The 26158-nt window shown below is 36.3% G+C and carries 23 protein-coding genes, 1 tRNA gene and 1 pseudogene; 9 read left to right on the plus strand and 16 right to left on the minus strand.

Annotated elements, in window-relative coordinates; genetic code table 11:
* Nucleotides 1-3: 3 nt before the first annotated feature.
* Nucleotides 4-1608, minus strand: a complete 1605-nt coding sequence (locus LI951_RS05460) for a conjugal transfer protein (RefSeq protein ID WP_229441531.1) — start codon at nucleotides 1606-1608, stop codon at nucleotides 4-6.
* A gap of 129 nt (nucleotides 1609-1737) precedes the next feature.
* Nucleotides 1738-4932, minus strand: a complete 3195-nt coding sequence (locus LI951_RS05465) for an isopeptide-forming domain-containing fimbrial protein (RefSeq protein ID WP_229441624.1) — start codon at nucleotides 4930-4932, stop codon at nucleotides 1738-1740.
* A 935-nt stretch (nucleotides 4933-5867) separates the two neighbouring features.
* Here LI951_RS05465 and LI951_RS05470 point away from each other — a divergent pair.
* The 3 genes from LI951_RS05470 (at nucleotide 5868) to LI951_RS05480 (ending at nucleotide 8261) form a co-directional block, all read left to right on the plus strand.
* Nucleotides 5868-7043 carry a C47 family peptidase gene (locus tag LI951_RS05470; RefSeq protein ID WP_229441532.1) on the plus strand — a complete coding sequence of 392 codons (1176 nt, stop codon included), beginning with the start codon at nucleotides 5868-5870 and terminating at the stop codon, nucleotides 7041-7043.
* A gap of 5 nt (nucleotides 7044-7048) precedes the next feature.
* Nucleotides 7049-7420, plus strand: a complete 372-nt coding sequence (locus LI951_RS05475) for a hypothetical protein (RefSeq protein ID WP_229441533.1) — start codon at nucleotides 7049-7051, stop codon at nucleotides 7418-7420.
* Nucleotides 7421-7793: 373 nt separating this feature from the next.
* The gene (locus LI951_RS05480) at nucleotides 7794-8261 is read left to right on the plus strand and encodes a DUF5626 family protein (protein ID WP_229441534.1); all 468 of its coding nucleotides are present in this window, start codon (nucleotides 7794-7796) and stop codon (nucleotides 8259-8261) included.
* Here the strand turns inward: LI951_RS05480 and LI951_RS05485 are convergent.
* On the minus strand, nucleotides 8258-8785 hold the full coding sequence (locus LI951_RS05485; protein ID WP_202066822.1) for a helix-turn-helix domain-containing protein: 528 nt from the start codon (nucleotides 8783-8785) through the stop codon (nucleotides 8258-8260). The two genes, LI951_RS05480 and LI951_RS05485, sit on opposite strands and share 4 nt — an antisense overlap.
* Nucleotides 8786-8989: 204 nt before the next feature.
* Here LI951_RS05485 and LI951_RS05490 point away from each other — a divergent pair, with 204 nt between their 5' ends.
* Both LI951_RS05490 and LI951_RS05495 read left to right on the plus strand, forming a co-directional pair.
* The gene (locus LI951_RS05490; protein ID WP_202066821.1) at nucleotides 8990-9505 is read left to right on the plus strand and encodes a hypothetical protein; all 516 of its coding nucleotides are present in this window, start codon (nucleotides 8990-8992) and stop codon (nucleotides 9503-9505) included.
* A gap of 61 nt (nucleotides 9506-9566) precedes the next feature.
* Nucleotides 9567-9737 (plus strand): hypothetical protein, encoded by a 171-nt coding sequence (locus LI951_RS05495; RefSeq protein ID WP_229441535.1) that lies wholly within the window; start codon nucleotides 9567-9569, stop codon nucleotides 9735-9737.
* 493 nt (nucleotides 9738-10230) lie between these two features.
* Here LI951_RS05495 and LI951_RS05500 read toward each other — a convergent pair whose 3' ends face one another.
* From LI951_RS05500 to LI951_RS05520, 5 genes are all read right to left on the minus strand, one after another.
* Nucleotides 10231-10716 (minus strand): hypothetical protein, encoded by a 486-nt coding sequence (locus LI951_RS05500; RefSeq protein ID WP_229441536.1) that lies wholly within the window; start codon nucleotides 10714-10716, stop codon nucleotides 10231-10233.
* A gap of 107 nt (nucleotides 10717-10823) precedes the next feature.
* A tRNA-Lys gene (locus LI951_RS05505) sits at nucleotides 10824-10896 on the minus strand.
* A 222-nt stretch (nucleotides 10897-11118) separates the two neighbouring features.
* Complete coding sequence (locus LI951_RS05510) at nucleotides 11119-11253, minus strand: FeoB-associated Cys-rich membrane protein (protein ID WP_202066818.1); 135 nt, start codon at nucleotides 11251-11253, stop codon at nucleotides 11119-11121.
* A gap of 3 nt (nucleotides 11254-11256) precedes the next feature.
* Nucleotides 11257-13407: a ferrous iron transport protein B gene (gene feoB, locus LI951_RS05515; protein WP_229441537.1), complete on the minus strand. Its 2151-nt coding sequence runs from the start codon at nucleotides 13405-13407 to the stop codon at nucleotides 11257-11259.
* The gene (locus LI951_RS05520; RefSeq protein ID WP_229441538.1) at nucleotides 13408-13878 is read right to left on the minus strand and encodes a ferrous iron transport protein A; all 471 of its coding nucleotides are present in this window, start codon (nucleotides 13876-13878) and stop codon (nucleotides 13408-13410) included.
* Between the two features lie 1140 nt (nucleotides 13879-15018).
* Here LI951_RS05520 and nrdH point away from each other — a divergent pair.
* The 4 genes from nrdH (at nucleotide 15019) to nrdF (ending at nucleotide 19142) form a co-directional block, all read left to right on the plus strand.
* Nucleotides 15019-15240 carry a glutaredoxin-like protein NrdH gene (gene nrdH, locus LI951_RS05525; protein ID WP_202066815.1) on the plus strand — a complete coding sequence of 74 codons (222 nt, stop codon included), beginning with the start codon at nucleotides 15019-15021 and terminating at the stop codon, nucleotides 15238-15240.
* A 2-nt stretch (nucleotides 15241-15242) separates the two neighbouring features.
* Nucleotides 15243-15620: a class Ib ribonucleoside-diphosphate reductase assembly flavoprotein NrdI gene (gene nrdI / locus LI951_RS05530; protein ID WP_229441539.1), complete on the plus strand. Its 378-nt coding sequence runs from the start codon at nucleotides 15243-15245 to the stop codon at nucleotides 15618-15620.
* Nucleotides 15601-17760, plus strand: coding sequence for a class 1b ribonucleoside-diphosphate reductase subunit alpha (nrdE, locus tag LI951_RS05535; protein WP_229441540.1), 2160 nt, complete (start codon nucleotides 15601-15603; stop codon nucleotides 17758-17760). Before nrdI ends, nrdE begins: the two co-directional genes overlap by 20 nt.
* A gap of 419 nt (nucleotides 17761-18179) precedes the next feature.
* Entirely contained in the window at nucleotides 18180-19142 is a 963-nt protein-coding gene (nrdF, locus tag LI951_RS05540) for a class 1b ribonucleoside-diphosphate reductase subunit beta (protein ID WP_202066812.1), read from the plus strand.
* Between the two features lie 108 nt (nucleotides 19143-19250).
* Here nrdF and LI951_RS05545 read toward each other — a convergent pair whose 3' ends face one another.
* From LI951_RS05545 to LI951_RS05580, 8 genes and pseudogenes are all read right to left on the minus strand, one after another.
* A complete protein-coding gene (locus LI951_RS05545; protein ID WP_229441541.1) occupies nucleotides 19251-19913 on the minus strand; it encodes an HAD family hydrolase in 663 nt (220 codons plus the stop codon).
* Between the two features lie 98 nt (nucleotides 19914-20011).
* A pseudogene (locus LI951_RS05550) lies at nucleotides 20012-20163 on the minus strand (AI-2E family transporter); the annotation flags it as partial.
* Nucleotides 20130-20288, minus strand: coding sequence for a hypothetical protein (locus LI951_RS05555; protein WP_229441542.1), 159 nt, complete (start codon nucleotides 20286-20288; stop codon nucleotides 20130-20132). The gene LI951_RS05555 and the pseudogene LI951_RS05550, both read right to left, overlap by 34 nt.
* 196 nt (nucleotides 20289-20484) lie before the next feature.
* Entirely contained in the window at nucleotides 20485-21231 is a 747-nt protein-coding gene (locus tag LI951_RS05560; RefSeq protein WP_229441543.1) for a tyrosine-protein phosphatase, read from the minus strand.
* A 176-nt stretch (nucleotides 21232-21407) separates the two neighbouring features.
* Nucleotides 21408-22109, minus strand: coding sequence for a glucosamine-6-phosphate deaminase (nagB, locus tag LI951_RS05565; protein WP_229441544.1), 702 nt, complete (start codon nucleotides 22107-22109; stop codon nucleotides 21408-21410).
* An 847-nt stretch (nucleotides 22110-22956) separates the two neighbouring features.
* Nucleotides 22957-24141, minus strand: coding sequence for an LCP family protein (locus tag LI951_RS05570; protein WP_229441545.1), 1185 nt, complete (start codon nucleotides 24139-24141; stop codon nucleotides 22957-22959).
* Between the two features lie 142 nt (nucleotides 24142-24283).
* Nucleotides 24284-25450: a nucleotide sugar dehydrogenase gene (locus tag LI951_RS05575; RefSeq protein ID WP_202066806.1), complete on the minus strand. Its 1167-nt coding sequence runs from the start codon at nucleotides 25448-25450 to the stop codon at nucleotides 24284-24286.
* A gap of 74 nt (nucleotides 25451-25524) precedes the next feature.
* Entirely contained in the window at nucleotides 25525-26154 is a 630-nt protein-coding gene (locus LI951_RS05580) for a CatB-related O-acetyltransferase (protein ID WP_229441546.1), read from the minus strand.
* Nucleotides 26155-26158 lie beyond the last annotated feature (4 nt).

Below are 26158 nucleotides of genomic sequence, written 5' to 3' on the forward strand. Positions count from 1 at the left end.
GAATTAGAAACCTCCTAGATTATGTGTCAGCTCTTTGATTTTCAACTGTCCATTTTCTTTAATCAGCTGCATTGAGAAATTTTCTTTATGTGCGAATCCTGATTTTTCTTCAGTAAAATTTGCTTTGGAATACACAGTAAAATGGGTTCCCTGATCAAATGCTTCCATCATCTCAAAATCTTTCAGCTGAAAGTTCCCACCTAGAGATTCTGCTTCGTCCATCAAATAGGACAACTCTTCTCTTGAACCGCCTGCATACTTTGCATAGAAAATAGCAAGAAACTGTTTGATTTCTTCTATTTGTTCATCGTTAACTGCTATATCATGCAGTTCATTTCTAACTAGCTCATTCGTTTCAATTTTTCTCTGCTCCAAGTCCTTAAAATAAGGATAGGAAATAATTGAAAACAGGCCGTCTTCTCCAATAAAATCAATCGCAAGATAAACCGTTTGTTCTTCCCAGCTATATTCGAGATATGTCTCCCACTCATTTTCATTTTGTCCGGATACTTGTCTCACTTGTTCTTCGGGTATTTCCAATGAATAAGTTACTTTATAACATGCAGTGGAAAAAGTATCCTGTTTCTTAACTTCGCTTAATTCGCTGGAAACCAGAACCCTCTTTACTGAGGAAACCTCCTGATTAAAAGAAACTTCCTCAATACAAAAATTTTTTAATTGTTCAGCCCGCTCGACCATAGCTGAACTATCATTTGAGAGGGGGATATACTGATCAATAAAGCTTTGCATAAATCGGTTCATTTCAAAAGGATATCCGTCAGTATTCATCGCGGTTGCTTGTAAATCCAACTGTTCAGTCATTCTATTTTGTGTTGCTGAAACTTTTTCAACCTTTGCTCCTATTCCAAAGGTTCTCATTAAAGCAAATAATCCGCTGCATAAAATCACCATTACAATTGATATAAAAATACGATCAACTTTTTTTGCTTCCACTTTTCTGATAGAGGGTCTTTTTATTTTTTTATTTTTCGAGAACAGTCTAGGCTTCTCAGAACTTTTTTTATGATTTTTCCACACTCCTTTTTCAGTATAATCAGCTGCCAATTCTTTCAGCAGATCAGCAGGAATCCCTTCAGTTTCAAGCATAAAATCTGAAGAAGCATCACTTGTTGTTCTTTCCAGTTTTTTTTCTTCATTCGCATCTGCTGCCTGCTGATTCTCTAAAATTTTTCTTCTCAGAAAATCTATTTGCTCGATCTTTTTACGATTAATATAGTGCTCTCCTGCTTCATCTACAATTAACAGCTCATGGTCATTGACATAGAAGCGATCTTTCAAAATATATTCCTTCGTTAAGCTATTATTGTACGAATAAAAATCATATTCACTACTTTCACCATTCTCCAAAAAAATAGAAATTCTATACCAGTAAGTTCTGTCTCCCTTTTCTGTAAACAGCTCTTCTGTCCAATCATTTATAGCAACGGAGAAATCTGCCGGTTCTTCTGTAGTACTCTCCATATTCTCCCTTTGTTGCAGCCTATATATTGTTTCCTCTTTTCTTTTAAAAAAGAAAACAGTACTTATATATAAGACCAGCAGGAAGACAAGGCCACCTGCCAACAGCCATTGTGTATCTACGATCATTTCCCCACATTCCTCCCACAAATAAAAAACTGTCTCATGCTATCTGTTTAACTAGAGAGATAGAAACATCTGATTTTTTTAGATTTGTCTTAACCAAACGCTCAATATAAAGTCTGTCTATCATTTCTTTCACACTCTCTCATTTTTCATATTTTTCTTCTTATACCCCAAGAACAGACTTCCTAAAATCAGACATATTCCAATAGCACTGATATTTCTTGCTGCATCTCCTGTATCCGGGAAACTTCCTTGTGGTTTAATTTCATTTTTGGGTGGTGACAATGTAACAATATTAGATGGAATCATTTCTTCATTGAGCATCAGACTCATCTGATTTTTAAACAGCTTTCCTTCATGCTCTGGGCTCTGTTGATATACCGTGTCAAGTATCCATGACAATGCCGTCCTTTGGAGTTCATCTGCATACTTTTGATTGACGGACAAAACTACTGTCTGCCCCTTCACTTCAACTGAAGTCTTTTCTGTCACATCCTTTCCTAATTCATCATAGATTTTTGAGTCCTTGTAAGAAAATCCTTCCGGCAGTTCGTCTGTGATTTTAATTGAGGTATCTGTCTGGTTATCTCCCAAATAAATCTGCCCCTTAAACGTCACCTGCTCTCCATTTGTTAATAAATCATAGTGATTAATTTCAGTTCCATTTTTATTGATAATGGATTTAAAAATGGCATTCTCTTTAATTATGAAATTCTTAATTGGCATCATTTCTGATTCTTCGGTAACCGCTTCAACTAAACTCTCTGCTTCATCCAATAAATAGCTTTTCTTACTGCCATTAATAATCAAACCATTTTCAAATAATTCAACTTCATGAACAGCATCATTTGTTTCAGGAGTATACACAAAATGATATTTATTTTGATTCAACTGATAACCTGTCTTAGTTGAAATTTCTTTTACATAATAGCGTTGACCGGACACTAACTTTTCCAAGCAACTCCCTGAACCATTGTGGATCTCAATTTTGGAAATCAATGTATCTGCTTCAATTTTATTGTCTTTGTCTATTTCAAATGCTTCTGTGTGGTACAAGCCAAATACAGCGCCTTCTGCCGGAGTAAAGCTGCCTTCTTTCTGTTCAAAAACTTTATTTACTGTCAGCTTCACTTCCTGCAGTTTATTCTCCTGCTTACCAGCTGCAGTCATTTTCTGATTATTGCTTACTGCTTTCAACATAACAATGACTGGTTCTGAAGAGAGCTGGATACCGAAGGGAGCTTCAATTTCTGTAAATGCATACTCACCAGCGTATAGATTCTCAATGCTTGCTTTACCTTCTTGATTCGTTGTAATTAACCCATAGTCATGACCTCGTTTTTCAACTATTTCTCCATTTGGCAAAAGAATATCTTTATTTGCAGTTACCCGATAAACAACATCTTTTTGCGGCTGTTTTGTCCAAATCAAATGATTGGAATTTTCCAATTCAGCTTCAACAGGCAATCCTCCTGAAGACTTAAGACTAGCCGGATTTGTTTCCACACCCGAAAGCTGATCGGCACTCTTATAGATAGTAATACTTCCTTTTTGAAGTTTCGTTCGGTTCACTACTTTATTTGTGGACTGGTTCTGATTGTTAATAGTTGCAACTCCGTTGTTTACAATTTCTTCTGATTCCCCAAGCTCTTCAATAACTTTAGTAGTAATTTGAAGTGTGTAGACTTCATTTTTCATTGACATCCCGCTTAAAAAATCTGCATTTCCGTTAAAAAGAACAGTATGCGTATTTTTATCATAGGTAACGTCTTTTGCTTCAATTTCTTTATTATTCTTCAATACCTTGGCAGATTGAAAGGATACCTGAGGCGGAAGCTGGTCGCTGATTGAAAAATGCTCATACTTTGAAAAAATATCCTGATATAATTCATTCACCTGCTGATCAATTTCATAAATCAAAGTATCTCCCATAGCAGTTTCTTTCCCATTAATGTTCGTTCCTTCTTTATTAACAACACGTTTAACAGGCTTTTTAATCTGCAGTTTTGTTTCAGGGACTTGCGTAACAGTTTCATTCGTTTCCTTCTTTACTCCATCTATAGAAATTTCGGCGACATTTGTCAGCTGAGCTGTTCCATTTACAAAAGTTAGTTCTGCTTCCGGTAAAATAACCGCTTTAATCACCGTTGTATAATAATGATTATAAAATTCAGATTTTAGCAATACAGCTTTTTTTGCTGAGTAAGTCAATTTATTTTCTTCAATGGTGAAATCAAACAAATCACTGCAATTTTTTCCGGTTTCATCAAACACTTCCGCACTGTTAATTTTAAAAACAGTATCCAATATATCTTTAAATTCATAACTTTTATAATAGAATTCCTCATATTCATCAGGAACCTGATGAGTAATCGTATATGTCTGTTCTTCTTTACGATTGACCAGTGTATTTTGATCTACCAGCTGTTCATCTGAATCACTATTTTTCTTAATCGGCTGCAGTGTTTCTGTTCTCAAAGGCTTTTTAGCTATGTATCCGAAATAAGCTCCCTGATATCCCGGATCTCCTGCATAGTCTTTTTCAAAGTTCAGATTCTTATAATCCCAGCCAATCAATGCTTTATCCACACACCATTTAAATCTTAGAGCACTTTGATTACTGTACAAAAAAGTAAAGGTCGCAAATAAATCACTGTTTTCAGAGCTGTTTCCTGTAACATCAAAAAACTTATATTCCTCGGCTAAATTCATATAGTTTATCCAGTTATCCGCATCTGCAACATAAATCTTTTCAATCGCAGCTGATGTTTCTTTGGAAAATTGAACTCCCTGACCACCATCAATATCATTAATCGTCATAAATCCTGAAACCTTTACCGGTTTGTCCGTATTATGCTCTACAAATGTCCATTCCTGATCAACAAAATCATATCCTTGAGCAAAATGGCTGATATCCTGTTTTGAATAAGAAATATATCCCTGGTAGCGAGAAAACTGCTGCCAATCTTTAATAGTAATTTTTAAATCCAGTTCCTTTCCATTGAAGCTTCCTACATTTGAATAAACAACCCCGCTTGTTCCCTTATTTGTTTCCAGTGGTCTTAGCGAAAAATAAGACTCATCTTCAGTATCAGTCCAAGCAAATTTGGTTGTTGTCCAGCCTTCACCGAATGTTTTAACTTTTGTCACTCCTTGATTATATTTCGCAATAAAACTGTATTTACTGGTCACTGTTTCTCCAGCTTTTGGAATGGACACATTTGGGGCATCAAAAATGGAAGCTGCTACTGCAGACTTTACTCCGGTTAACAAACACAGCAGTATAAGTAAACTCCCTGTAAACATATGAAACACTCTGCTTTTCATCACTCTTTCTACTCCTCTTCCTTCTGAAATTTAACGATACAATATTAACCAATCCTTACCTTTCCTGTTCATTACTGGCTTAACTCATTTTTTTGAATAATCTTTAAAGCGACTGGAGGCAATCTCCTTTACTTTTGGTAAACTGCCGTCTCTTAATTAAGATACTCAAATCAGAGGTATTTTTATTTTAAATCACAAAACTTTTTCTATTTTTGTCAGAAATATGATTCAGCTGTACAACAAAAAAACCCTTTCCATTCAAAAAGAGCTTAATTAAGTGGTTTAAATAAATTAATTGCTAATGTTGTCAGCATGATCTATTTGTTTAGCCTCAAATGACGCCAAACATACCTGCAATGATCAGAAGCAAACCTAAAAAAGCTTTGATTAACAACTTTTCTTTAGACACAAAATAAGAAACACCCATGTTTCAGAAGAAAGAGAAGAAATGATTACCTGTATTCTAGCGCAAGCCAAAGCGCATCGAGAAGCAAGAACAGTGGCATTTCATTTGTATCGATTCATTCGAGGAATGGCACGACTGTTGGCAGATGATCATTGCATCCTCCGCTACTTTACTAGTCGAAGAAAGTCTTCTAATGTAAAACAGTTAGAACTCTTTCCGTGAATGAAGCAACCGAATAGAAAAAAGTCCGTTTTAGAAGGGGCTTGTTTTCCCATGCTTAAGAATAGATTTTTTCATTCGATTGCTTCTTAGAAGGGGTAGTAACTTTTAATAACAACTTTTCTCTTTATTCCTTTCATATTTGGGTAAATTCAAACTAACGCATTATTGAACTATTAATGACATTATGATAGTATTTATTTATATAATAGCTTGAATTTTCTGAAAATAAAAAAATAGGAGGAAAAGGGAGTAATAATTAATATATTTAAGCTATCCTAAAAAAATAAAATGGAGAGGTATTCCATTAATGTGTATTAAGAAAAAATTGGCAACAATTATGATTATCGTTTCAGGGATTTTTGTTTCCGCTTTTATTTTTGAAAACAGGGCTTATGCTGCCAACAGTGAGACCGAACTAGAGGTACAATCACCATCAATAGATGATGATGTTAGAGCGTACGCTTCAAATACTCTTCAATTCTCTTTGCAATCTTATGTTCAAGTTACAGAAAACAGGTTGATAAAATCAGGGGAATACAAATTATCTGAGCCGTTTTCCTTGGTAAGCGTTGATAATGAAGAGACTACTTCTATTCACCCTGTAATCGGTTCCAATGGTATTGAATATACTTTCTTTGTTAATTATACAGAGGATGGACAATTTTCAAGTAAGCTAACTAAACTTTTAGTTAATGAACTAAATGATTTAATGCAAAACACAGAAAACTGCACCTTTATATTTTTCGAAAAATCTGGAAGTATTTATTCTGAAACCTCAGGAATAGTAGATATGATCTATGAAAATCCAGATCCACAATCCGAATCTCTACCTGCTGAAAAAGTAGAACAAGAAATTCTTGATGTAAAAGACGAGACAGTTTTAGAAACTATTAAACTAGATGAAAATCTTACGCCAATCAATCCTACAGTAAGTCGAACTAGTAGAAGTGTTACTAACAACAGTGCCTTAACAATGATTGATTGGTCAATCACTCAAACACAAGGTAGCGAGCCTCTATGTGCTGCTTATGCAGTAGCAATGATTCTTAACAACAAAAATGATAAGCGACCAACCGCCGTTTCTGACATAACAGCATGGGCGACTAATTCAAAAATTGATTATAGTAGAGGTTTTACTGAAGCCCAAATGATTCAATATGCAAATTCCAGAGGTGTATATCCTTATTCTGTAAACGGTATTCTTTCTAGACAAGATATTAACACTCAAATTTTAAGAAGCAATGCCATATATGCTAGATGGTACAGAGATGTTGGTGATGGAATACGCGGTTACCATGCTATTGATATAATTGGTATAATCAGACAACCTATAATGTTTGACTCAGGTGAAAATGTTGGCTATTTAGTATGGAATCCTTGGTATAATTACACTGAAATGGTAGATGCAAATAATCCTAACAGCATAAGTTATTCAGTACCAGGAAGAACTTATAAATGGTTTCAAACCATGACTAATTGGTAGAAAAAATGAAGAAAAAAAAAATCATTATTCCAATATTTCTAGTTGTATTCGCACTAGCTTTGTTAATAGTTTTTTCTGTTTATTCTGGTAACAATTCGAATAAATTGAGTACATTGGATGGAAAATGGGCTTCTACAGAAGACAACAACATCATAGTGATAAGCTCTTCTAACTCTGATCTTACTGCTACTATCGGTGATAATGAGATTCAAGCCCCGTTTAAAGAAATTTTAAACGAAGAATATATCTTCAATGTAGATGATTTACGTATTTCCATTTATCAAGTTGATACATCAACAATTTCTTTTTCATTATCAACTACTAAAGATGGTTATACAGGAGATTCTAAACCTAGTTTTTACACTAAAGTAAACTAATAGCAGCACCATCACTAGTAACCTAACTTAAATAGTCGTTAACATTAAAAAAAGTGAGTAACCGTAAAGGCTGCTCACTTTTTTTTGAAAGTGCACATTCAATTTCTAGAAATTATAAACAAAAATTCAAAGGAATGTGAATATGATACTAAAAAAAATAAGCTGATTATACTATTAATTAGTAGTCAAAAAATATAGTTATTACAAGTTCGATTTTCTTTCAGACCTTCGTTTTTAAGAATCTACATCTCCCCTAATATTCTTGCCAATACTGTTAAGCAACTATGCGTTGACACACTGTAAACAGAACGGTGCTTTCCTTTATATCCCTTCTTTTGTACTGTTAAATTATAAAGAACGAGGAGTGATAATAATGAAAAAAGTGTTAATTTTAGGAGTTTCAGTATTTTTTTGCATTGTTGGTAACAGCTCAGTTACTCATGCTGGAAAAGAGCAAGAATCAGTTACCTATTCGCTATACAACACACAAAAGCAGATTTCCAGCATTGTCACGGAAAAAGGAGAAACGCTAATTATTACTATAGAAAAAGAGCCCACTCTTTTTCGAGCGTTGGGAAATAGTACGTATACCGTTTCAACAGCAAGGAAGGGCTCCTGGAAAGCCAGTTATCAGGTGATTGTAAAAAATAACTCAATTACTTCAACAAAAAACGCAAGCGCTACTGCTATCTCCGGTTCATTTACTCGTAAATCTTTGCGAATTGATCATTCAAAACAAGCAACCTACTATTTAAAAAGAAAGGTAGGAACATCTACAACAAATATCAAATTTCGTGCAACAATCAATAGCTCTAACTTGAATGTTTCGGTTCTCACTTAGGACTCCGGCATATAATTTACTTCAATTTTTTGATCCCACAAAAGATAGTCACCAATCATAATAAATGTGAAATATAAATTAATCAGAAAGCAGCATACACTTACAACGTTAATTAGTCTGTAAAATGTGTTGCTTTTTTTATTTCGTTTCATAATAATTGGCGCAAGTAATAATCCTAATGGTGCTGCTACAGACAAACCGATGACAGCAATTAACAAAAGTAATCCTTCATCTTTTTCTCCTCTTCCTGGATCATGCATCCAGTCCAATTTTCTACGATATTCTTCTATCGTTTCATTATTTTCTTCAATTTTTTGTTTCAATACTTCATTTTCCTGAAGCAGTTCATCTATTGAAACTTCGTAAATTTGGCTGAGTAAAATTAAATTATCAATATCTGGGTAACCTTTTCCAGTCTCCCATTTAGAAACAGATTGGCGAGAAACATTTAATTGAGCTGCAACTGTCGCTTGTGAAAGGCCTTTATTTTCTCTATGTAAACGTAATCTTTCGGCTAAAGCCATTTGTATTCTCCTCTCAACTATTATACTTCATCATACGATATCTTAAATTGAAAAACCACCAGTTGGTAGTTTACATTGTGACAACTTATGGTTGCTCAGATAGTCGCAACCACCAGTTGTCACGATGTAAACTAATAGCTTCTTACCAAAATAACTTCTTTATGTGATTCTAATGACATATTAAAAAGAAAGAAGGGTTTATTTATGAAAATGAGAATAGTAAAATTATTTATTTCGTTAACAATGGTGGTAGGCATTTGTATTTCTCCCTATACAATTTCGTTATCTTTTAACCATGCTGAATTGATCAAAACAGAAGCGAATGCTGCGGCAAAATATCCTACTGGTTGGACTGCAAATAATAGAGATAGTTATACTAAAAGTAAAAAAATGAAAAAAGCTGTTAAAACTGCTATGGTTGCGGCATTCGCCTCTATTATTACAGGAGGCGGTTCCACTGCGAAAGATATTGCAAAATGGACAATTACAGCCGTACTTGGTCAATTTTATGTAAATACGGATACTGAAGATATCTTGATTGAAGTAAAATACTCTTTTAGAGAACTAGGACCCAGTCGCGTAGATAAAAATACAGGATTGCGACTTGGAAATTATGAAAATAAGAAAGTTGTAACTACTTACAGAGTTAAAGGAAAGAGTAAATCTAAGTTAGGTTCAAAGACTTATACTATGAAAACAACCCAAGTCTATGCATTTTAAAGCAAATATAGTAAAATTAACTATACTTTAAATTTTTATCGTCGGGAGTTGATTAATTATTATGCAGAAAAAAGGAATACGTTATTTATTATATTTTATTATTATATTAGCAGGAGTTTATATATTTGTTGAAAATGGAGATTTTATAAAATCATTTATAATAGCTGTAATAGCGACGATTTTAGGTGCTCTACTAGATTTATTATTTTCTAAAAATAATAATACTGAGTAAATAACGCTGTAAACATTTCTGTATAAGTTATTTTCCTTTAAAGAAAGTCGATTAATTGCTTTTTTAAAAAATATCACAGGAAAATCAAGTATCTAGGGGTACCTGCCGGAATTTGATATTTTTGTACGGTAGGGAAACATTGTGAATTTTCCATATATAGTTCTCTACTTTTTTATTTTATCCTTCCCTAAAACCCTCGTTTTCGAGAAGTAGCATTTTGATTATACAAGTCAAGTCTCCAGGATTGTACTGATCTTGGAGACTCCCTACTTAAATCCAACTTTTATCGTCGTTCGACATAAAAAACTCCTTTCGATTTGATAACGGTTGATAGCCTTTATCTAGTATATTGAAAGGAGTTTTATCGCTAAAGCTACTTCTTCCACGCGCACTACACGTGTTTTTTTGTTCCAATCACTTTAGTGATTGAAACCGACTAAAGTCATTAACAAAAAAGCTAGCAAAAATTTTCATCTTCACTAGCTCACATTTTCTATTTTACTTCTTCATATCCATATCCTTGCATCAATTTTATAACTGAATCTAACGAATAAGTATCATCGTAAGTATTCTCATACTCTTTTATATCAGCCAAATTTACTTTTTTCTCTTCATCAAGAATTAAATCCGTATATCCATAAATTGATGTGAATGTTCTATTTAACTTGTCACCAGAACTATTATACTCTTTTACAGTATATACCCCGACTAAAGTACCATCAGTTGAACTTGTAGTATACCACGAACTATCCGAATCCGTTTCATTATCAAACTGTCTATACATTGTTTTTTCTAACTTAACTTCATACTTATATATCCAACCTTCCTTATATTTTCGATTTATCCCTTCTGCGATAAATTGAGATATGTCATCATAATTAGATATATCTTTTGCATTAGTTGCGACTTCCTCTAGTCCGCTAGCTTTAAATTTCACTTTGCCAGAACCCGAAAGAATGTACCCATTTGTAATAGGCATTTTTAGGCACTCACCACTTTAAAAAAACAAAAAAGAGAATGCGTATTCCATCTTCTAAACGTCCGAAAACGCCGACAGAATACCATTCTCGTGGGTTTGGCACCCAATGGGACGTGAGGGGCTCGAACCCGCGACCCGCTGATTAAGAGTCAGCTGCTCTACCAACTGAGCTAACGTCCCAAATGACACTTACTTATTGTAGCACCTGAAACTTAGTTATTCAAGAAAAATATCAATTAAAATTCAAAGGATTTTAAATCTATTGGAAACAACCGTTTTCAGTGCTGCAGTTCCACATTTTCCAGCATTAATGGTCTCTGATTCTGTATGAAAACAACTGACTGGCAGCAAATTCCAGCTGCTGTTCAGTTGTTTTTTTATCTTCCTTTTATAATAATATTCTTATGTCTGATCCTGTTCCTTTTTCACCGGACAGGTCGTGTGACAGTCCGAACAGTCCTGACCTTTTTTCAATTTAGCGTACACAACGTATCCTGCACTGCCAAATATAAGAACAGATAAAATAATTGTTGCCATTTTCTATCCCCTTTCAATAGCCGGTAGAACAGTCAGCACTGGTTCTGCAGATTTTGGCTTTCTTACTAGCAGGTAAACAATTGCAGTGACCAATCCTGCTGCAATAACCGTTCCAATTCCTACAGTTCCCTGTTCAAAAATAATATGCCCAAATTGATAGATGATGAAGCTTGCCACATAAGCCAAGCCGCATTGATAACCGATTGCTCCTGCCAACCATTTCAAATCAGGCAGCTCACGACGAATTGCTCCGATTGCAGCAAAGCATGGTGCACACAATAAATTAAAGACCAGGAATGAATAAGCAGAGATCGGTGTAAAAGCTCCCTGAAGCACGCTCCAGAATTCCACACCGTTTTCAGATACTTCTTCCAAGTGACCAAACAAAATACCAAACGTTCCAATTACATTTTCCTTAGCAACCAATCCGGTAATCGTCGCTACAGCTCCCTGCCAATTGCCCCAGCCTAATGGTGCAAAAATCGGTGCAATCAGTCTGCCAAGCCCCGCCAGAATACTTTCTCCGCCTTCCACTTCCTGCATACTGAAAGAGTGCGTTGACGTGAACCAGATAATAATACTGGAAACGAAAATGATTGTTCCTGCTTTTTTAACAAATGCTTTACTTCTATCATAAGAATAACGAAGAATATTTTTCAGATGAGGCATATGGTACGTCGGCAGTTCCATAATAAAGGGTGCCGGATCACCAGAAAAAATCTTTGTTTTCTTTAATGCAATTCCTGAAAGTACTATTGCACCGATCCCCAGAAAATAGGCAGAAGGAGAAACCCAGCTGCTGTTCGGGAAGAATGCGCCGGCAATTAATGCAATAATCGGCAATTTTGCTGAGCATGGCATAAACGTTGTAACCATAATCGTCATATGGCGGTCTTTTTCATTTTCAATCGTTCGACTTGCCATAATCCCCGGTACTCCGCATCCTGTGGCAATCAGCATGGGAATAAAAGATTTTCCGGATAATCCGAATTTTCTAAACATCCGATCCATGACAAATGCAATCCGTGCCATGTATCCGCAGTCTTCCAGAAAACCAAGGCAGAGGAATAAAACTGCCAGTTGCGGAAGGAAACCAAGTACTGCTCCAACTCCGGCAATAATACCCTCTAAAATAAGGCTTTGCATCCAGCCGGCCACCTGCCAGCTCTCTAGTAAAGATTCAACCGTCTCAGGAATAATGGCACCAAACAGTTCCTCATTCACCCAATCGGTCGCCATAACACCAATGGTTTGAATGGACAGATAATAAACCAGCCACATCACAAAAGCAAAAATCGGTAAGGCCAGCCAGCGGTTTGTAACGATACGGTCAATCTTATCACTTAGCTTCAAATTAATTTCATCTTCTTCAATCGCACAGAGTGCAATCAGTTTAGAGATAAATTCATAACGTTCATTAATGACAATCGTTTCACTGTCATCACCAAATAACTTCTCAGTAATTTTGATAATTTCTTCGATCTCATTTCTTTGTGTTTCAGACAATCTCAGCTTAGCCGCAGCTTTTGGATCACGTTCAAATAACTTGATCCCATAAAACCTGGCTTGTTTTTCCGGTACACTTTGTCCCAACACTGCAATGATTTCATTTAAAGCTGCTTCCAGTCTTTTATCATATTGAGGGTAACTAAGGTCTCCGGAAGCTTTCCTAACATGATGCAGTGCTTCTTCAACCGATTTATCCAAATTACGCTTCTTCACCGCACTGATACCAAGCACTTCAGCATCTAAACTATAAGCCAGTTTCTCAAAATTAATTTTCTTGCCATTTTTTTCAACAATATCCATCATGTTCAGGCTCAAAACAATCGGAATTCCTGTTTCAATTAATTGTGTGGTCAAATATAAGTTTCTTTCCAGATTCGTTGCATCAATAATATTTATAATTACATCCGGATTTTGTTCCAGCAGGTAATCTCTGGCAATTACTTCTTCTGGTGTATAAGGAGACAATGAGTAGATCCCCGGTAAATCATGAAGAATCACTTCTTTATCCTTTTTCCATTTTCCTTCTTTACGCTCCACGGTTACTCCCGGCCAGTTCCCTACATATTGATTTGCTCCGGTCAACCCATTAAAAGCTGTTGTCTTCCCGCTATTGGGATTTCCTGCCAGTGCAATATGATAGCTCATTTAGCCCACCTCTTTCCTTACCAAAACAAGCTCTGCTTCATTTTTTCTAAGGGTTAATTCATAGCCCCGCAAATTAATTTCAATCGGATCTCCCAATGGCGCCCGCTTTCGTATCAAAACATTGACATTCCTCGTCAAGCCCATATCCATCAAGCGGCGACGGACAGCACCTTTCCCGTAAATACTGACCACCTTAACTTTCTCACCAACCTCCAGCTGATCCAGAGACAACCAGGTCTCTTCCTGTTCCCGTTCCTCACCAATGACAACCTGCCTCAAAACAGAGTCATTCAATGCAATACGACTGTTATGAAGAACGATAATCCCATTTCCTTTTGAGTAGCTCACCAAAGCCACTTTCCCTCCAGAAATCAATCCCAAATCACTTAAATGCTTTTTTGAAGATTCTTCAGTGTTAATTTCCTTCACTGTATATACCTTATTTAATTCTGCTTCTATTAGTGTCAGCATCATTCTGCCTCCTTTTTGTGAAAAAGTTTCAACTCTTTATGAATGAAATTGAGAATCATTATCAATAGAATAACGCTTTCACAAAGCGATGTCAATGCTGCTTGTAAGGAATTGAACAATTATTCTCTGCTTCGTTGAAAAAATCGTTCTAAGGTATGTCTAAAAACTATAGAGCAATCAGAATTACCAACACATTTCTCAACAAACACATTTGTATCGAGAATTGAACAAACATGTCTACTTGGAAAACCGTTGGCATGTCTTGTATGAGCATAAGACATGCGATGAGCATTTGAAGAAGCGTAGGAGCAAGTTCTTGCACGACCTTAAGACATGCAACGAGCATTCGTAGAAGCGTAGGAGCAAGTTCTTGCACGATCTTAAGACATGCGACGAGCATTGGAAGAAGCGTAGGAGCAAGTTCTTGCACGACCTTAAGACATGCGACGAGCATTGGAAGAAGCGTAGGAGCAAGTTCTTGCACGACCTTAAGACATGCGATGAGCATTTGAAGAAGCGTAGGAGCAAGTTCTTGCACGACCTTAAGACATGCGACGAGCATTGGAAGAAGCGTAGGAGCAAGTTCTTGCACGACCTTAAGACATGCGACGAGCATTCGTAGAAGCGCAGAAGCAAACTTTTAATACAGGAATGAATTATTGTTAATTCATCAGATTGTCGGTTCGCATACCATTCCACTAGCTGTTCCTGTATCAGTGGAAAATCCTTGTATCTACGAGTCTCACCTTGTTCGATTCTCGATACAAACGCGTCTACTTGGAAAAGTGTTGGCAGTATAGTGCATAAACGAGGCTTTATGACAATGACTTCCACGAAAATATTCACCACTAGAGTTTTCAGACAGAGCCTAATCTTGTGTCCAGAAAGAAACAGACACTATATCTTGTATTTTAGGTGGTAATTTTTTGGCTGAAAATTTTTTATTTCGCCAATTTATAAACAAAAAAAGACCATACTCCACACCAGAACTCTCATAGTTACTGAGTTTCATAAATATTTAAAAAACACAAAACTTTGTGTTCGATAAAAAAACAACCACAATATATAGTGCCTAAGTGTTGACTTTTTTTTTAAGAGAATTATACTAGGGAATGTAGATTAATTGAGGAGGAAAAAATTATGAACGTAAAAATCTTTTCTAAAAATAATTGTATTCAATGCAACATGGCAAAACGCTTTTTAAACGAAAATAATATCCCTTTTGAGGAAGTTAATATTGATAATCAACCTGAAATGATTGATTGGTTAAAAGATCAGGGGTATCAAAGTGTTCCTGTCATCACTTCTGATGCAGCTACAGTAGTCGGCTTCCGTCCAGATCAATTGAAACAATTGTCTTAATCATGAAGATAGCCTATTTTAGTGTTACAGGACAGACAAGACGCTTCATAAAAAAATTGGATTTGCCAGCTTATGAAATTGAGCCTGCGAATCCTTTTTTTGAGATAAATGAGCCATTTATTTTAGTTGTTCCTACCTATGACATAGAAATCACAGAAGTTGTAAATGATTTTTTGGATTATAAAACCAACAAGGACAATTTACAGGGAGTAGCTGGCGGTGGTAATCGAAATTTTGCTGAATTATTTGTTTATACTGCAAAAGATATTGCACGAGATTACGACGTACCACTGCTTTTTTCTTTTGAATTTAGCGGTACAAACGAAGATGTTGAATCCTTTAAGAAAGTAGTGAGTGAAATTGAGTCTAAAAGAAATTAAAGATGTCAGCTATTTTAAATTAAATAATGAAATTAATCGCCCGGTAAACGGACAGATTCCATTAAATAAAGATCATGAGGCACTGGAAGCTTTTTTTAAAGAAAATGCTGTACCGAATACAAAAAAATTTGCGAATACCGCAGAAAAAATCAACTATTTACTTGAAAACGACTATATTGAACAGGCCTTTATCAAAAAGTATTCAATGGTCTTTATCGAGCGCCTGTATCAGTTTCTTGATGAACAAAATTTTCAATTCAAGTCATTTATGGCTGCTTATAAATTTTACTCTCAGTATGCACTGAAAAACAATGAAGGTACAGAATACCTAGAAAGCTATGAAGATCGTGTAGCATTTAATGCCTTGTATTTTGCTGATGGAGATGAAGAGCTGGCACTGACGCTGGCAGACGAAATGATTCATCAAAGATATCAGCCTGCTACTCCTTCTTTCTTAAATGCAGGAAGACAGCGCCGCGGCGAACTTGTATCGTGTTTCCTGATTCAAGTTACAGATGACATGAACAGCATTGGCCGCTCCATCAACTCAGCGCTGCAGTTGTCACGGATCGGCGGCGGCGTTGGGATTACCCTTTCTAATCTGCGTGAAGCAGGTGCACCAATCAAGGGGTATGAAGGGGCTGCCAGCGGCGTCGTTCCGGTCATGAAATTATTCGAGGACAGCTTCAGCTATTCTAATCAGCTGGGACAGCGTCAAGGTGCCGGTGTTGTCTATCTAAATGTGTTCCATCCGGACATTGAAATGTTTTTATCTACTAAAAAAGAAAATGCGGATGAAAAAATACGTGTAAAAACTTTATCTTTAGGCGTTCTTGTTCCTGATAAATTTTATGAACTGGCTCGTAAAAATGAGGATATGTATTTATTCAGCCCTTATAGTGTAGAAAAAGAATATGGCGTACCTTTCTCTTATATTGATATTACCGAAGAATATGACAAACTGGTTGCCAACCCAAATATTCGCAAAAAGAAAATCAGAGCCCGTGATCTTGAAAATGAAATTTCCAAGCTTCAGCAGGAATCCGGTTACCCTTATGTTGTGAACATTGATACAGCGAACAAACAAAATCCGATTGACGGAAAAATCATTATGAGCAACTTGTGTTCAGAAATCATGCAGGTTCAGACACCGTCTGTAATCAACGGCAAACAGGAATATGAAGTACTGGGAACAGATATCAGCTGTAACCTTGGTTCAACAAATATTGTTAATTTGATGGAAAGCCCTGACTTTGGTAAATCCGTTCGAGCAATGACCCGTGCACTGACATTTGTCACAGACTCTTCTGATATTGACGTTGTACCAACAATTCAAAACGGAAACAAACTAAGCCACACCATCGGCTTAGGGGCAATGGGTCTTCATACCTTCTTTGCCAAAAATCATATGGAATACGGTTCAGAAGAATCACTGGACTTTACAAATGTCTACTTCATGCTGTTGAACTACTGGACCTTAGTGGAAAGTAATCAAATTGCCAAAGAATACAAGAAGACATTCCATAACTTTGAAAAATCTGCTTATGCAGACGGTACTTATTTCGAAAAATATATCGATAACAAAATAGCGCCTAAATTTGATAAAGTAAAAGAATTGTTTGGTGATATTTTTGTTCCCACTACAGAAGACTGGAAAGAGCTTCGTGACGCGGTGAAACAAGACGGCTTGTACCACCAAAACCGTTTAGCTGTTGCACCTAACGGATCTATTTCTTATATTAATGATACAAGTGCCAGCATCCATCCAATTACACGAATAATTGAAGAACGTCAGGAAAAGAAAATTGGGAAAATTTATTATCCTGCACCTTACCTTGCAAACGATACGATTCCTTACTACACTTCTGCATACGATATGGATATGCGCAAAGTAATTGACGTTTATGCGACTGCACAGCAGCACGTGGATCAGGGAATGAGTCTGACACTGTTCATGCGTTCTGAAATTCCTGAAGGCTTGTACGACTGGAAAGAAGGAACGAAACAAACGACGAGAGATTTAAATATCCTGCGTCACTATGCATTCCATAAAGGAATCAAGTCCATCTATTACGTACGGACATTCACAGAAGATTCAGAAGAAATCGGAAGCAATCAGTGCGAAAGCTGTGTCATCTAACAACTTCAAGCTTCCGGTAAAATCAGTTCTTTGAATGATAAATAATCAAGTATTAATATTACCATTAAATTTAAAACATTAACTGAGAGAAGCTCAAGGCCGTGACAGACCTTTCTTATCTTGAGTTGCCAGTTTTACTTATATCCGTACTTTAGCAGATTAGAATGGTATACGTAGTTTCGATAAATATCCCTTGAATGAAACTAGCTCACTTGATGTAATAGAGCTGTATATGCAACGAAACGCAGAAGAGTTGCTTTTGTGTCTACAGCTCTCATGTTACTGCAATTCTCAAATCACACAAAGACTGGAATACCGTTTATTCGATTTCAGAAGGCTAGGACATACTAAGGACATAGCATCATCTTGTCTTTCAGTTAATTTTTGGTGAACGAACAGGCAGAAAGGAAGAAGAAATCATGGCAACTTATTATGAAGCGATTAACTGGAATGCAATCGAAGATATCATTGATAAATCAACTTGGGAGAAACTGACAGAACAATTTTGGCTGGATACCCGTATTCCACTGTCAAACGATCTGGATGACTGGCGGACACTGTCTGATATGGAAAAACAAACTGTAGGATACGTGTTTGGCGGATTGACCCTGCTTGATACAGTTCAATCAGAAAGCGGGATGGATCAGCTAAGAAAAGACGTACGGACTCCCCATGAAGAAGCTGTACTGAACAATATTCAGTTTATGGAATCCGTTCACGCGAAAAGCTATTCTTCTATTTTCAGTACACTTAATACAAAAAAAGAAATAGATGATATCTTTGAATGGACCAATACAAATGTCTACCTGCAGAAAAAAGCAGAACGAATCAATGAAATTTATAAACATGGTACTCCTTTAGAGAAAAAAATTGCCAGTGTATTTCTGGAGACATTCCTTTTCTATTCAGGCTTTTATACACCTCTTTACTATCTGGGAAACAATAAACTGCCAAACGTTGCAGAAATCATCAAACTGATCATTCGTGATGAATCAGTTCATGGTACCTATATCGGCTATAAATTTCAGCTTGGATTTAATGAGCTTTCTGAAGAAGAACAGGAAGCAATAAAAGTCTGGATGTATGACTTGCTTTATGAATTATATGAAAATGAAGAAAGGTATACAGAAGAGCTTTATGATGGATTAGGCTGGACTGAAGAAGTAAAAACCTTCCTTCGCTATAATGCCAACAAAGCCTTAATGAACTTGGGAATGGACCCAATGTTTGCAGACACTGCTAACGACGTAAACCCAATTGTTATGAATGGTTTGTCCACCGGTACAAGCAACCATGACTTCTTCTCTCAAGTAGGGAATGGTTACCTGCTTGGACAGGTTGAAGCAATGAAAGACGATGATTATCTGATTGGCATGGAATAAATCTTTCAAATAAATATTGTATATCGAACGATTAAATAAAAACAATAAAAAAGTGAGTGAAAAGACATGGTACCTGAAGTACCCCTCTTTTCACTTATTTTTTGAGTTTTACTTTGCTGAAAACCATTCCTGCAAATCTGATAGCTGAATGTCTGAAAAGCTGCGGATAATCTGATCTGCCTTACTTAAGTCTTGCGCAGGATAATCTGGATTTTCAAACCCGACGCAAAACATTCCCGCATTTTTCACAGACAGACTGCCATTCCTTGTATCTTCAAAAGCCAGACAGTTTTTCGGGGCAATCCCTATTTGTCTGGCAGCCTCTAAAAAGACATCCGGTTCTGGTTTGGAATGAGCTACTTCCTCCCCGCTTACCAATGCATCAAAACAGGTAGTAATCCCCAGCTCATTTAGATTATAAATAATTTCCCTTTTTGGAGAAGACGAAGCAACAGCCATTTTTAAGTTGCTTTCAGCTAAATGCCTGACAAAAGAAACTGTATCCTTAATCGGACGAATCCCATCTCTTTTAATCATCGCAGCTCTGCGATCATCCATATCCTGAATATATTCAGCCACAGAACGAGGCAAAGACAGCTCTGTTTTCATTTTCTGCCACATAAATTCAAATGTAGTGCCCATAAACTGGTACTGGTAACTGATGTCCATTGGAAATCCTTCATCTTTCAAAAGCTCTGTTTTTGACTCCAAAAATGTATATTCTGAATCAACCAGAACACCGTCCATATCAAAAATTATTCCCTTAATCATTCGCTTCTCCCCTCTTATTTCTAAAAAATTGATACAGCCTGAATTGGTCATATAACCTTATTCAATTAAGCTCCTACAATCAGCAGTAACAGCAATCTTTAAATATCATCATCTTTCTGCAACTCAGGCTCAGTAATTGTACTGCTTTTTCTTAATAAATAAATCTTATGAATATTCAAAATAGTGTCTTAATAACAGCATAAGCTGAAATGCAGATCAGCAGTCTGATAATTCCACCAATACTTCCTGCAGCAGTACACTGATTATTTTAGAAAGACTGCTCGCTACACCGACAATAGCAACTTCTAATACATTCGTAATAGTAATGTTGGATTGTGCCAGCTCTCCCTGAAGGTCAAATAACCAATCCTCCAAACCAAATAATCTAATAATCCGTTTACTTTATTTTAAACCTGCCGGAGAAAATACACCCAATACTATTTTCCCAGCATCCTTTCTGAACTATTCATTATGTTTCATCTGTTTAAACAGATAGATAAACGTAGAAAAAATAAGCGTATTCCTCACACCTTACTTCTTCTACGTTTCCCTGACAAACTAAATATTCCAGCTATTCAGCATACAGATGATTTAATAACTGAATATCATTTTTGCTTAATTTCAGCACATCTTTTGTATAGCTCTGAATGTCGCCAAAGTGCTGATCAATCAGCTGGTAGGCACGATCCAGATATTCTTTTTTCACTTCCATGGCAACTTTCATTCCTGCCAGTTGCTCAGGAGACAACCCTTTTGCGGCTGCCTCTGCCAAAAACAGTTCATTGGGCTTTTGCCGCTGTACATTTGTTTCTAAGTAATCAACATAAATCGACTCTCTCGGCACATCCAACAGCTCCAGCGTTAATGCTGCAGCAACACCTGTACGATCCTTACCTGCAAAACAATGGAAAAGAACGCTGCCTTTTTCTATAGAAAGCAGCTCAGAAAAATATTTTCTGTATCCTTCCTGTGCTCCATCATTCAAAATCAAGTTCTCATAGATCTTAATCATATGTCTGTCAACCGCTCCGATATCAGCAACATCAAAAAGGTCCTCCATGCTCGCATCATGGTGAACGTCTTTCATGATATCAATCCACTGATAAGAAACATTGTTCAGCTGATCATCCGGTCGAGTAGTGATTTCTTTCTCGCCTCTCAAATCAATGATCTTTACCAGCTCATGTTCATGAAGGGCATCCAAACTTTTTTTATTCAGCTGATACACTTCTCCAGATCTTAATAAACGATTTTTTTTTACCATTTTACCGGTATTTGTTTGAATACCGCCTAACTGCCTAAAATTTGCTAAATTCATAGAACCTCCTTAGATACTGACTAAACGATGATTTAGTGATATTTTAATAGAAAAATTTCTATTTATTCAATTTTTCAGAAATACTTTAACCTATATGTTCATTATAACACTAATTTTTCGAGAAAATGAGATGAAAAAAGACCACTGTAAAATTTTACAGCAGTCATTGAAATTAATTATAATTTTGATGCAGCAGCTTCGTCAATAATTACAACTACATCTGAATGATTTTGCAAAGCACTTGCCGGCATATCAATAGTTACGGGTCCATCAATCATTCCTTTAACAGCATCTGCTTTTGCTTCACCATAAGCCATTAAAATCATTTTCTTCCCTTTCATGATTGAACCGATCCCCATTGAAACTGCAGTTGTCGGTACATCCTCTACTTTATCAAAATAGCGTTTGTTCGCATTGATTGTAGATTCTGTCAGCTGAACAACATGAGTCAAGCTATCCAAAGGAGTTCCAGGTTCGTTAAAGCCGATATGCCCATTTTGACCAATCCCTAAAATTTGAATATCAACAGGATGGCTGTCGATAATCCCTTCATAATGCTCGCATTCAGCAGTTAAATCTTCTGCTTTTCCATTAGGAACATAGGTTGCTTTAAATGGTTTTTTATTAAACAGTTTTTCATTCATAAAATGACGGTAGCTTTGATCATCGCTTTCACCAAGTCCAACATACTCATCCAAATTAATAGAAGTCATTTCAGAAAAATCCAAATTGCTTTCCACCATTTCTTTATATAAAGTTTCTGGTGTACTTCCAGTTGCCAATCCTAACACTTTTGCTCCAGCATCCATACCTTCTTTGATCAATTCAAACGCTTTTTTTCCGCCTTCTTCTGCATTTGCCACACGAATAATTTTCATGATCGATTGTCCCCTTTAACATTCCGAATTTTGGTATAGTCCAATTATAGCATGTTTCCTTTCTAATTACCACTAGAAGAAAATAAAAAAATGATTAAAGTGAAGAGATTCACTGAGCTTTTAAGGTGCTATTTGAAGACTATAGAAAATGTCACATCCTATAAAAACAGTGATTCAGATCTGCGACATTAGTATACCTCAGACCCTTAAAACTGAATAAACAGTGTTCCTTCTTTGTATGATTCGAGTATTCGAAGACGCGTAGAAGCAAGTTCTTACATGAACCCCAGACATGCGACGAATATTCGAAGAAGCGTATCTCCATTCTTCGAGGATCGGAACGAAGTCCTTCAATTCTTAATGGCTCTGTCATTTAGAAATTGATGAGATCGAAACGAAGTGTAGTGTAATGTAGTGAGAACTGTAGGCGTAGAAAAATGGATACAGTGTAATATTTTGTCTTGAGAATCGTTAGACTCGTAGAGACAGCAATTCTTCTACTCTCCGCTGTGCATACAGTTCTACTACATCAAGTGAGCTGGTTTTATTCAAGGAATCCTTATCGAAACTACACATCCCCTTCTGCTAAAGTACTAATATAAGCAGAAGCGGCAAAGTAGAACTAGCACTTGTCGGTCCTAAACTATGCCGCGTTGCCAGTTCCGTTTATGCGAGAGCACGGAGAAACTTTGTCACAACCTCAGTTGCCACCCCTCGCCGTCATTTGCAGTTTTAAAACATCAGGAATTAATCATTCCACTCTATCCAATGACATAAAAAAGAAGCAGCTGATGAATCAGTGCTTCTTCATTACTTCACTTTAACTGACAGTATCTTACTCCAAAGGTTAATAACTTGCAGATTCCGGTACATAGTCCGAATTGATTTCGTAGTTTGGCGTTGTCGGTTCCTCAATCGGTGTTGACTCCGCATAGCCCTGATCTACATTTCCCTGAGCTGTGTAGCCATAGTCCTGACTATAGCCCGTTGTTCCCGGGTCAGCATAACCTGAATCATAATAATCAGCATCACCAGTATAGCCTGTGCCTGAATTCACGGCGTAAACAGAAAGCTTCTCAGTCAACTCGGCAAGCATCGCATCATTTGGAGCCAAGCCCAACTGCGCACGTAATTTTGTCTGTACATCAAACAGATTGTCAGCATTCAAAATTTGGTAAGAACCACCATCAATTTCTTCTGTTTGTGTTTCCAGCTGAAGAGATTCAATCGTTCCAAATGAATTCATGTATTTCTTTTGAATGTCAATCATATCATCCCAAGTCAAGTCAGTTTTCACATTATCCTTAACTGCATTTAAAATACTCTTGTATTGAGTCACACCGCTAAAGCTCAGAACTTTATTAACGATTTTCTCAACTACTTCCCGCTGACGTTTTTGACGGCCTATATCGCCTTCTGGATCATCGTAACGGTAACGGGCATACGCCAAACCAGTTTCACCATTTAACGTCATTGGACCTTTAGGTAAATTAATCCCATCAAGCTCTGTATCATAAGGGTTATCCACATCGATTCCGCCAACAGCATCAATCAAATCTTTTAACCCTTTCATGTTAATGGATACATAGTTATCGATTGGAATATCCAAAAGATTTTCAACTGTGTCAATCGTCATTTTTGCGCCGCCATAAGCATACGCATGATTTAGTTTGTCTGTCGTATCATTTCCTACCAGTTCCGTCAGAGTATCCCGACTTAAACTAAGGATAGTAGACTTATTTTCTTTAGGATTAATTGTTACGACCATCATTGTATCTGATCGACCGCCATCTTCTTCTGTTCTGCCAAGGTCCCCGTTATCGATTCCCATCAGCAATACAGAGAATGGTTCCTGAGCATCAATACTCACGGCGACCTCTCTTTTTGTTGACACCCGTTCGATTGATTCATATACATCTGTCACCGTACCGCTGGCATCAGAATAGATTTTCAGTCCATAGGCACAGATTCCGGCGATCATTATAAAAACCAAGCCCAAGAACGACAGTACTAGTTTTTTCCATAAATTCATAAGACACTTCCTCATTTACGCAAGAATCGTTACACTAAATCATTTTCTCACAAATTACTCCACCTAGCAATATTTTTGAAAAATTGGCATAATTTCTTAACACAATTGTAAAATAGGGGATATATGAAAAAGGAGGCAGTGGTTAATCCCTTCTAAATAGGTCTCTGGTATACACTTTAGATTCTACATCTGATAATTCTTTTTCAAAGCGATTGGAAACAATAACATCCGATATTTCTTTAAACTCATCCAGATCACGAATAACTTTAGAGCGATAAAATTCTTCTTCATTCAACGTGGGTTCATAAACCACTACTTCAATCCCTTTTGCCTTCAAGCGTTTCATGACCCCCTGAATAGATGAATAACGGAAATTATCAGAATTGGCTTTCATTGTTAAGCGGTAAATTCCTACAACAGACGGATTTTTCACCAGTATTTGTTCAGCAATAAAATCTTTTCTGGTTCGATTGGAATCTACAATAGCACTGATAATATTATTCGGCACCTGATCATAGTTTGCTCTCAACTGTTTTGTATCTTTCGGCAGACAATAACCCCCATACCCAAATGATGGATTATTATAATGTGATCCTATTCTAGGGTCCAAACCTACCCCTTCAATAATTTGCTTCGCATCAAGCCCTCTTGATTCAGCATACGTGTCAAGTTCGTTGAAATAAGCCACCCGAAGTGCCAAATAGGTATTCGAAAACAGCTTGATTGCCTCTGCTTCGGTAGAATGTGTTAAAAGGATCTGAGCATTCTTTTCTACAGTATTTCTTAAAAGCATACTTGCGATTTTTTGGGCTCTATCAGAACACTCGCCCACAACAATTCGAGAAGGATAAAGATTATCATATAGAGCTTTTCCTTCACGTAAAAATTCTGGTGAAAAAATAATATTTTCAGTTTGATACTTCTCTTTTAGGGTTTGAGTATAGCCCACTGGAACAGTTGATTTAATGATAAATACCGCTTCTGGTTTAATTGCAAGTGCTTGTTCGATGACACTTTCTACAGTCGATGTGTTGAAATAATTTTTCTTCTCATCATAATCTGTTGGCGTTGCTATAATCAAATAGTCACCAAACATAACTGCCGCTTCAAAATCCTTTGTAAACTCTACATTTAAATCATTACGCTTCATAAACTCATATATTTCTTTATCTTCCAATGGTGACTGCTTACGATTCAGCAGATCAATTTTTTCATCAACGATATCGTAAGCCATCACTTTTTCACTCTGTGACAAGAGCAATGCGTTAGCCAGGCCTACGTAGCCTAAGCCGAAAATTGAGATGTTCATTTGATTTACTCCTTCACTAAAACTCACAATCAAATTCTTAGATTAACTTATTCTGATTTTTTGTCGCTTAGGAACTATTCTTCAATGTATTTAGTAAAAAAATTCCTTTCTATATGATCTTCTTTGAAATTATAAATACTATCTAGATTAGACAGTATTTCTCCTTTTTCAACTCTATTCCAATTTAGCTTTTCTAATTTTTTACATGTATTTTCAGTAAACCTCTTTTTTACAACCCTATCACCAATATATATCGAGTAAGGAGGTATAGACTTTCTGACTATGCTACCAGCTCCTACAATTGCTCCTTGTCCTATTGTTACTCCAGATAGTACAAGAACATTTCTACCAAGCCATACATCATCCTCAATAATAATAGGTCCCCTAGAGAATGATTCTACAGTAGTAAAGTCATCAACTAAAAATCTTTTAAATGGATATGTAGAAATATTTTTATAATCATGTTCTCCACCCAACAAAAATTCTACTCCCTTAGCAATTGAACAAAAATTCCCAATTTTTAATCCAGTATTTTCTTCTTTAAAATCAACAACTGATAAAGTTCCATAAGTAAAATTACCTACAGAAACCAAGTTGGGATTAAATATATTACCAGCAATCGTACGATTATGTCTATTTAATTTTCTCCATTTCTTTTTAAAAATCACCAATTGTATTTTCAATAGTACATACTTTACGAACATATTC

The organism is Enterococcus sp. BWT-B8, from assembly GCF_020567625.1.
Taxonomy (GTDB): domain Bacteria; phylum Bacillota; class Bacilli; order Lactobacillales; family Enterococcaceae; genus Enterococcus_L.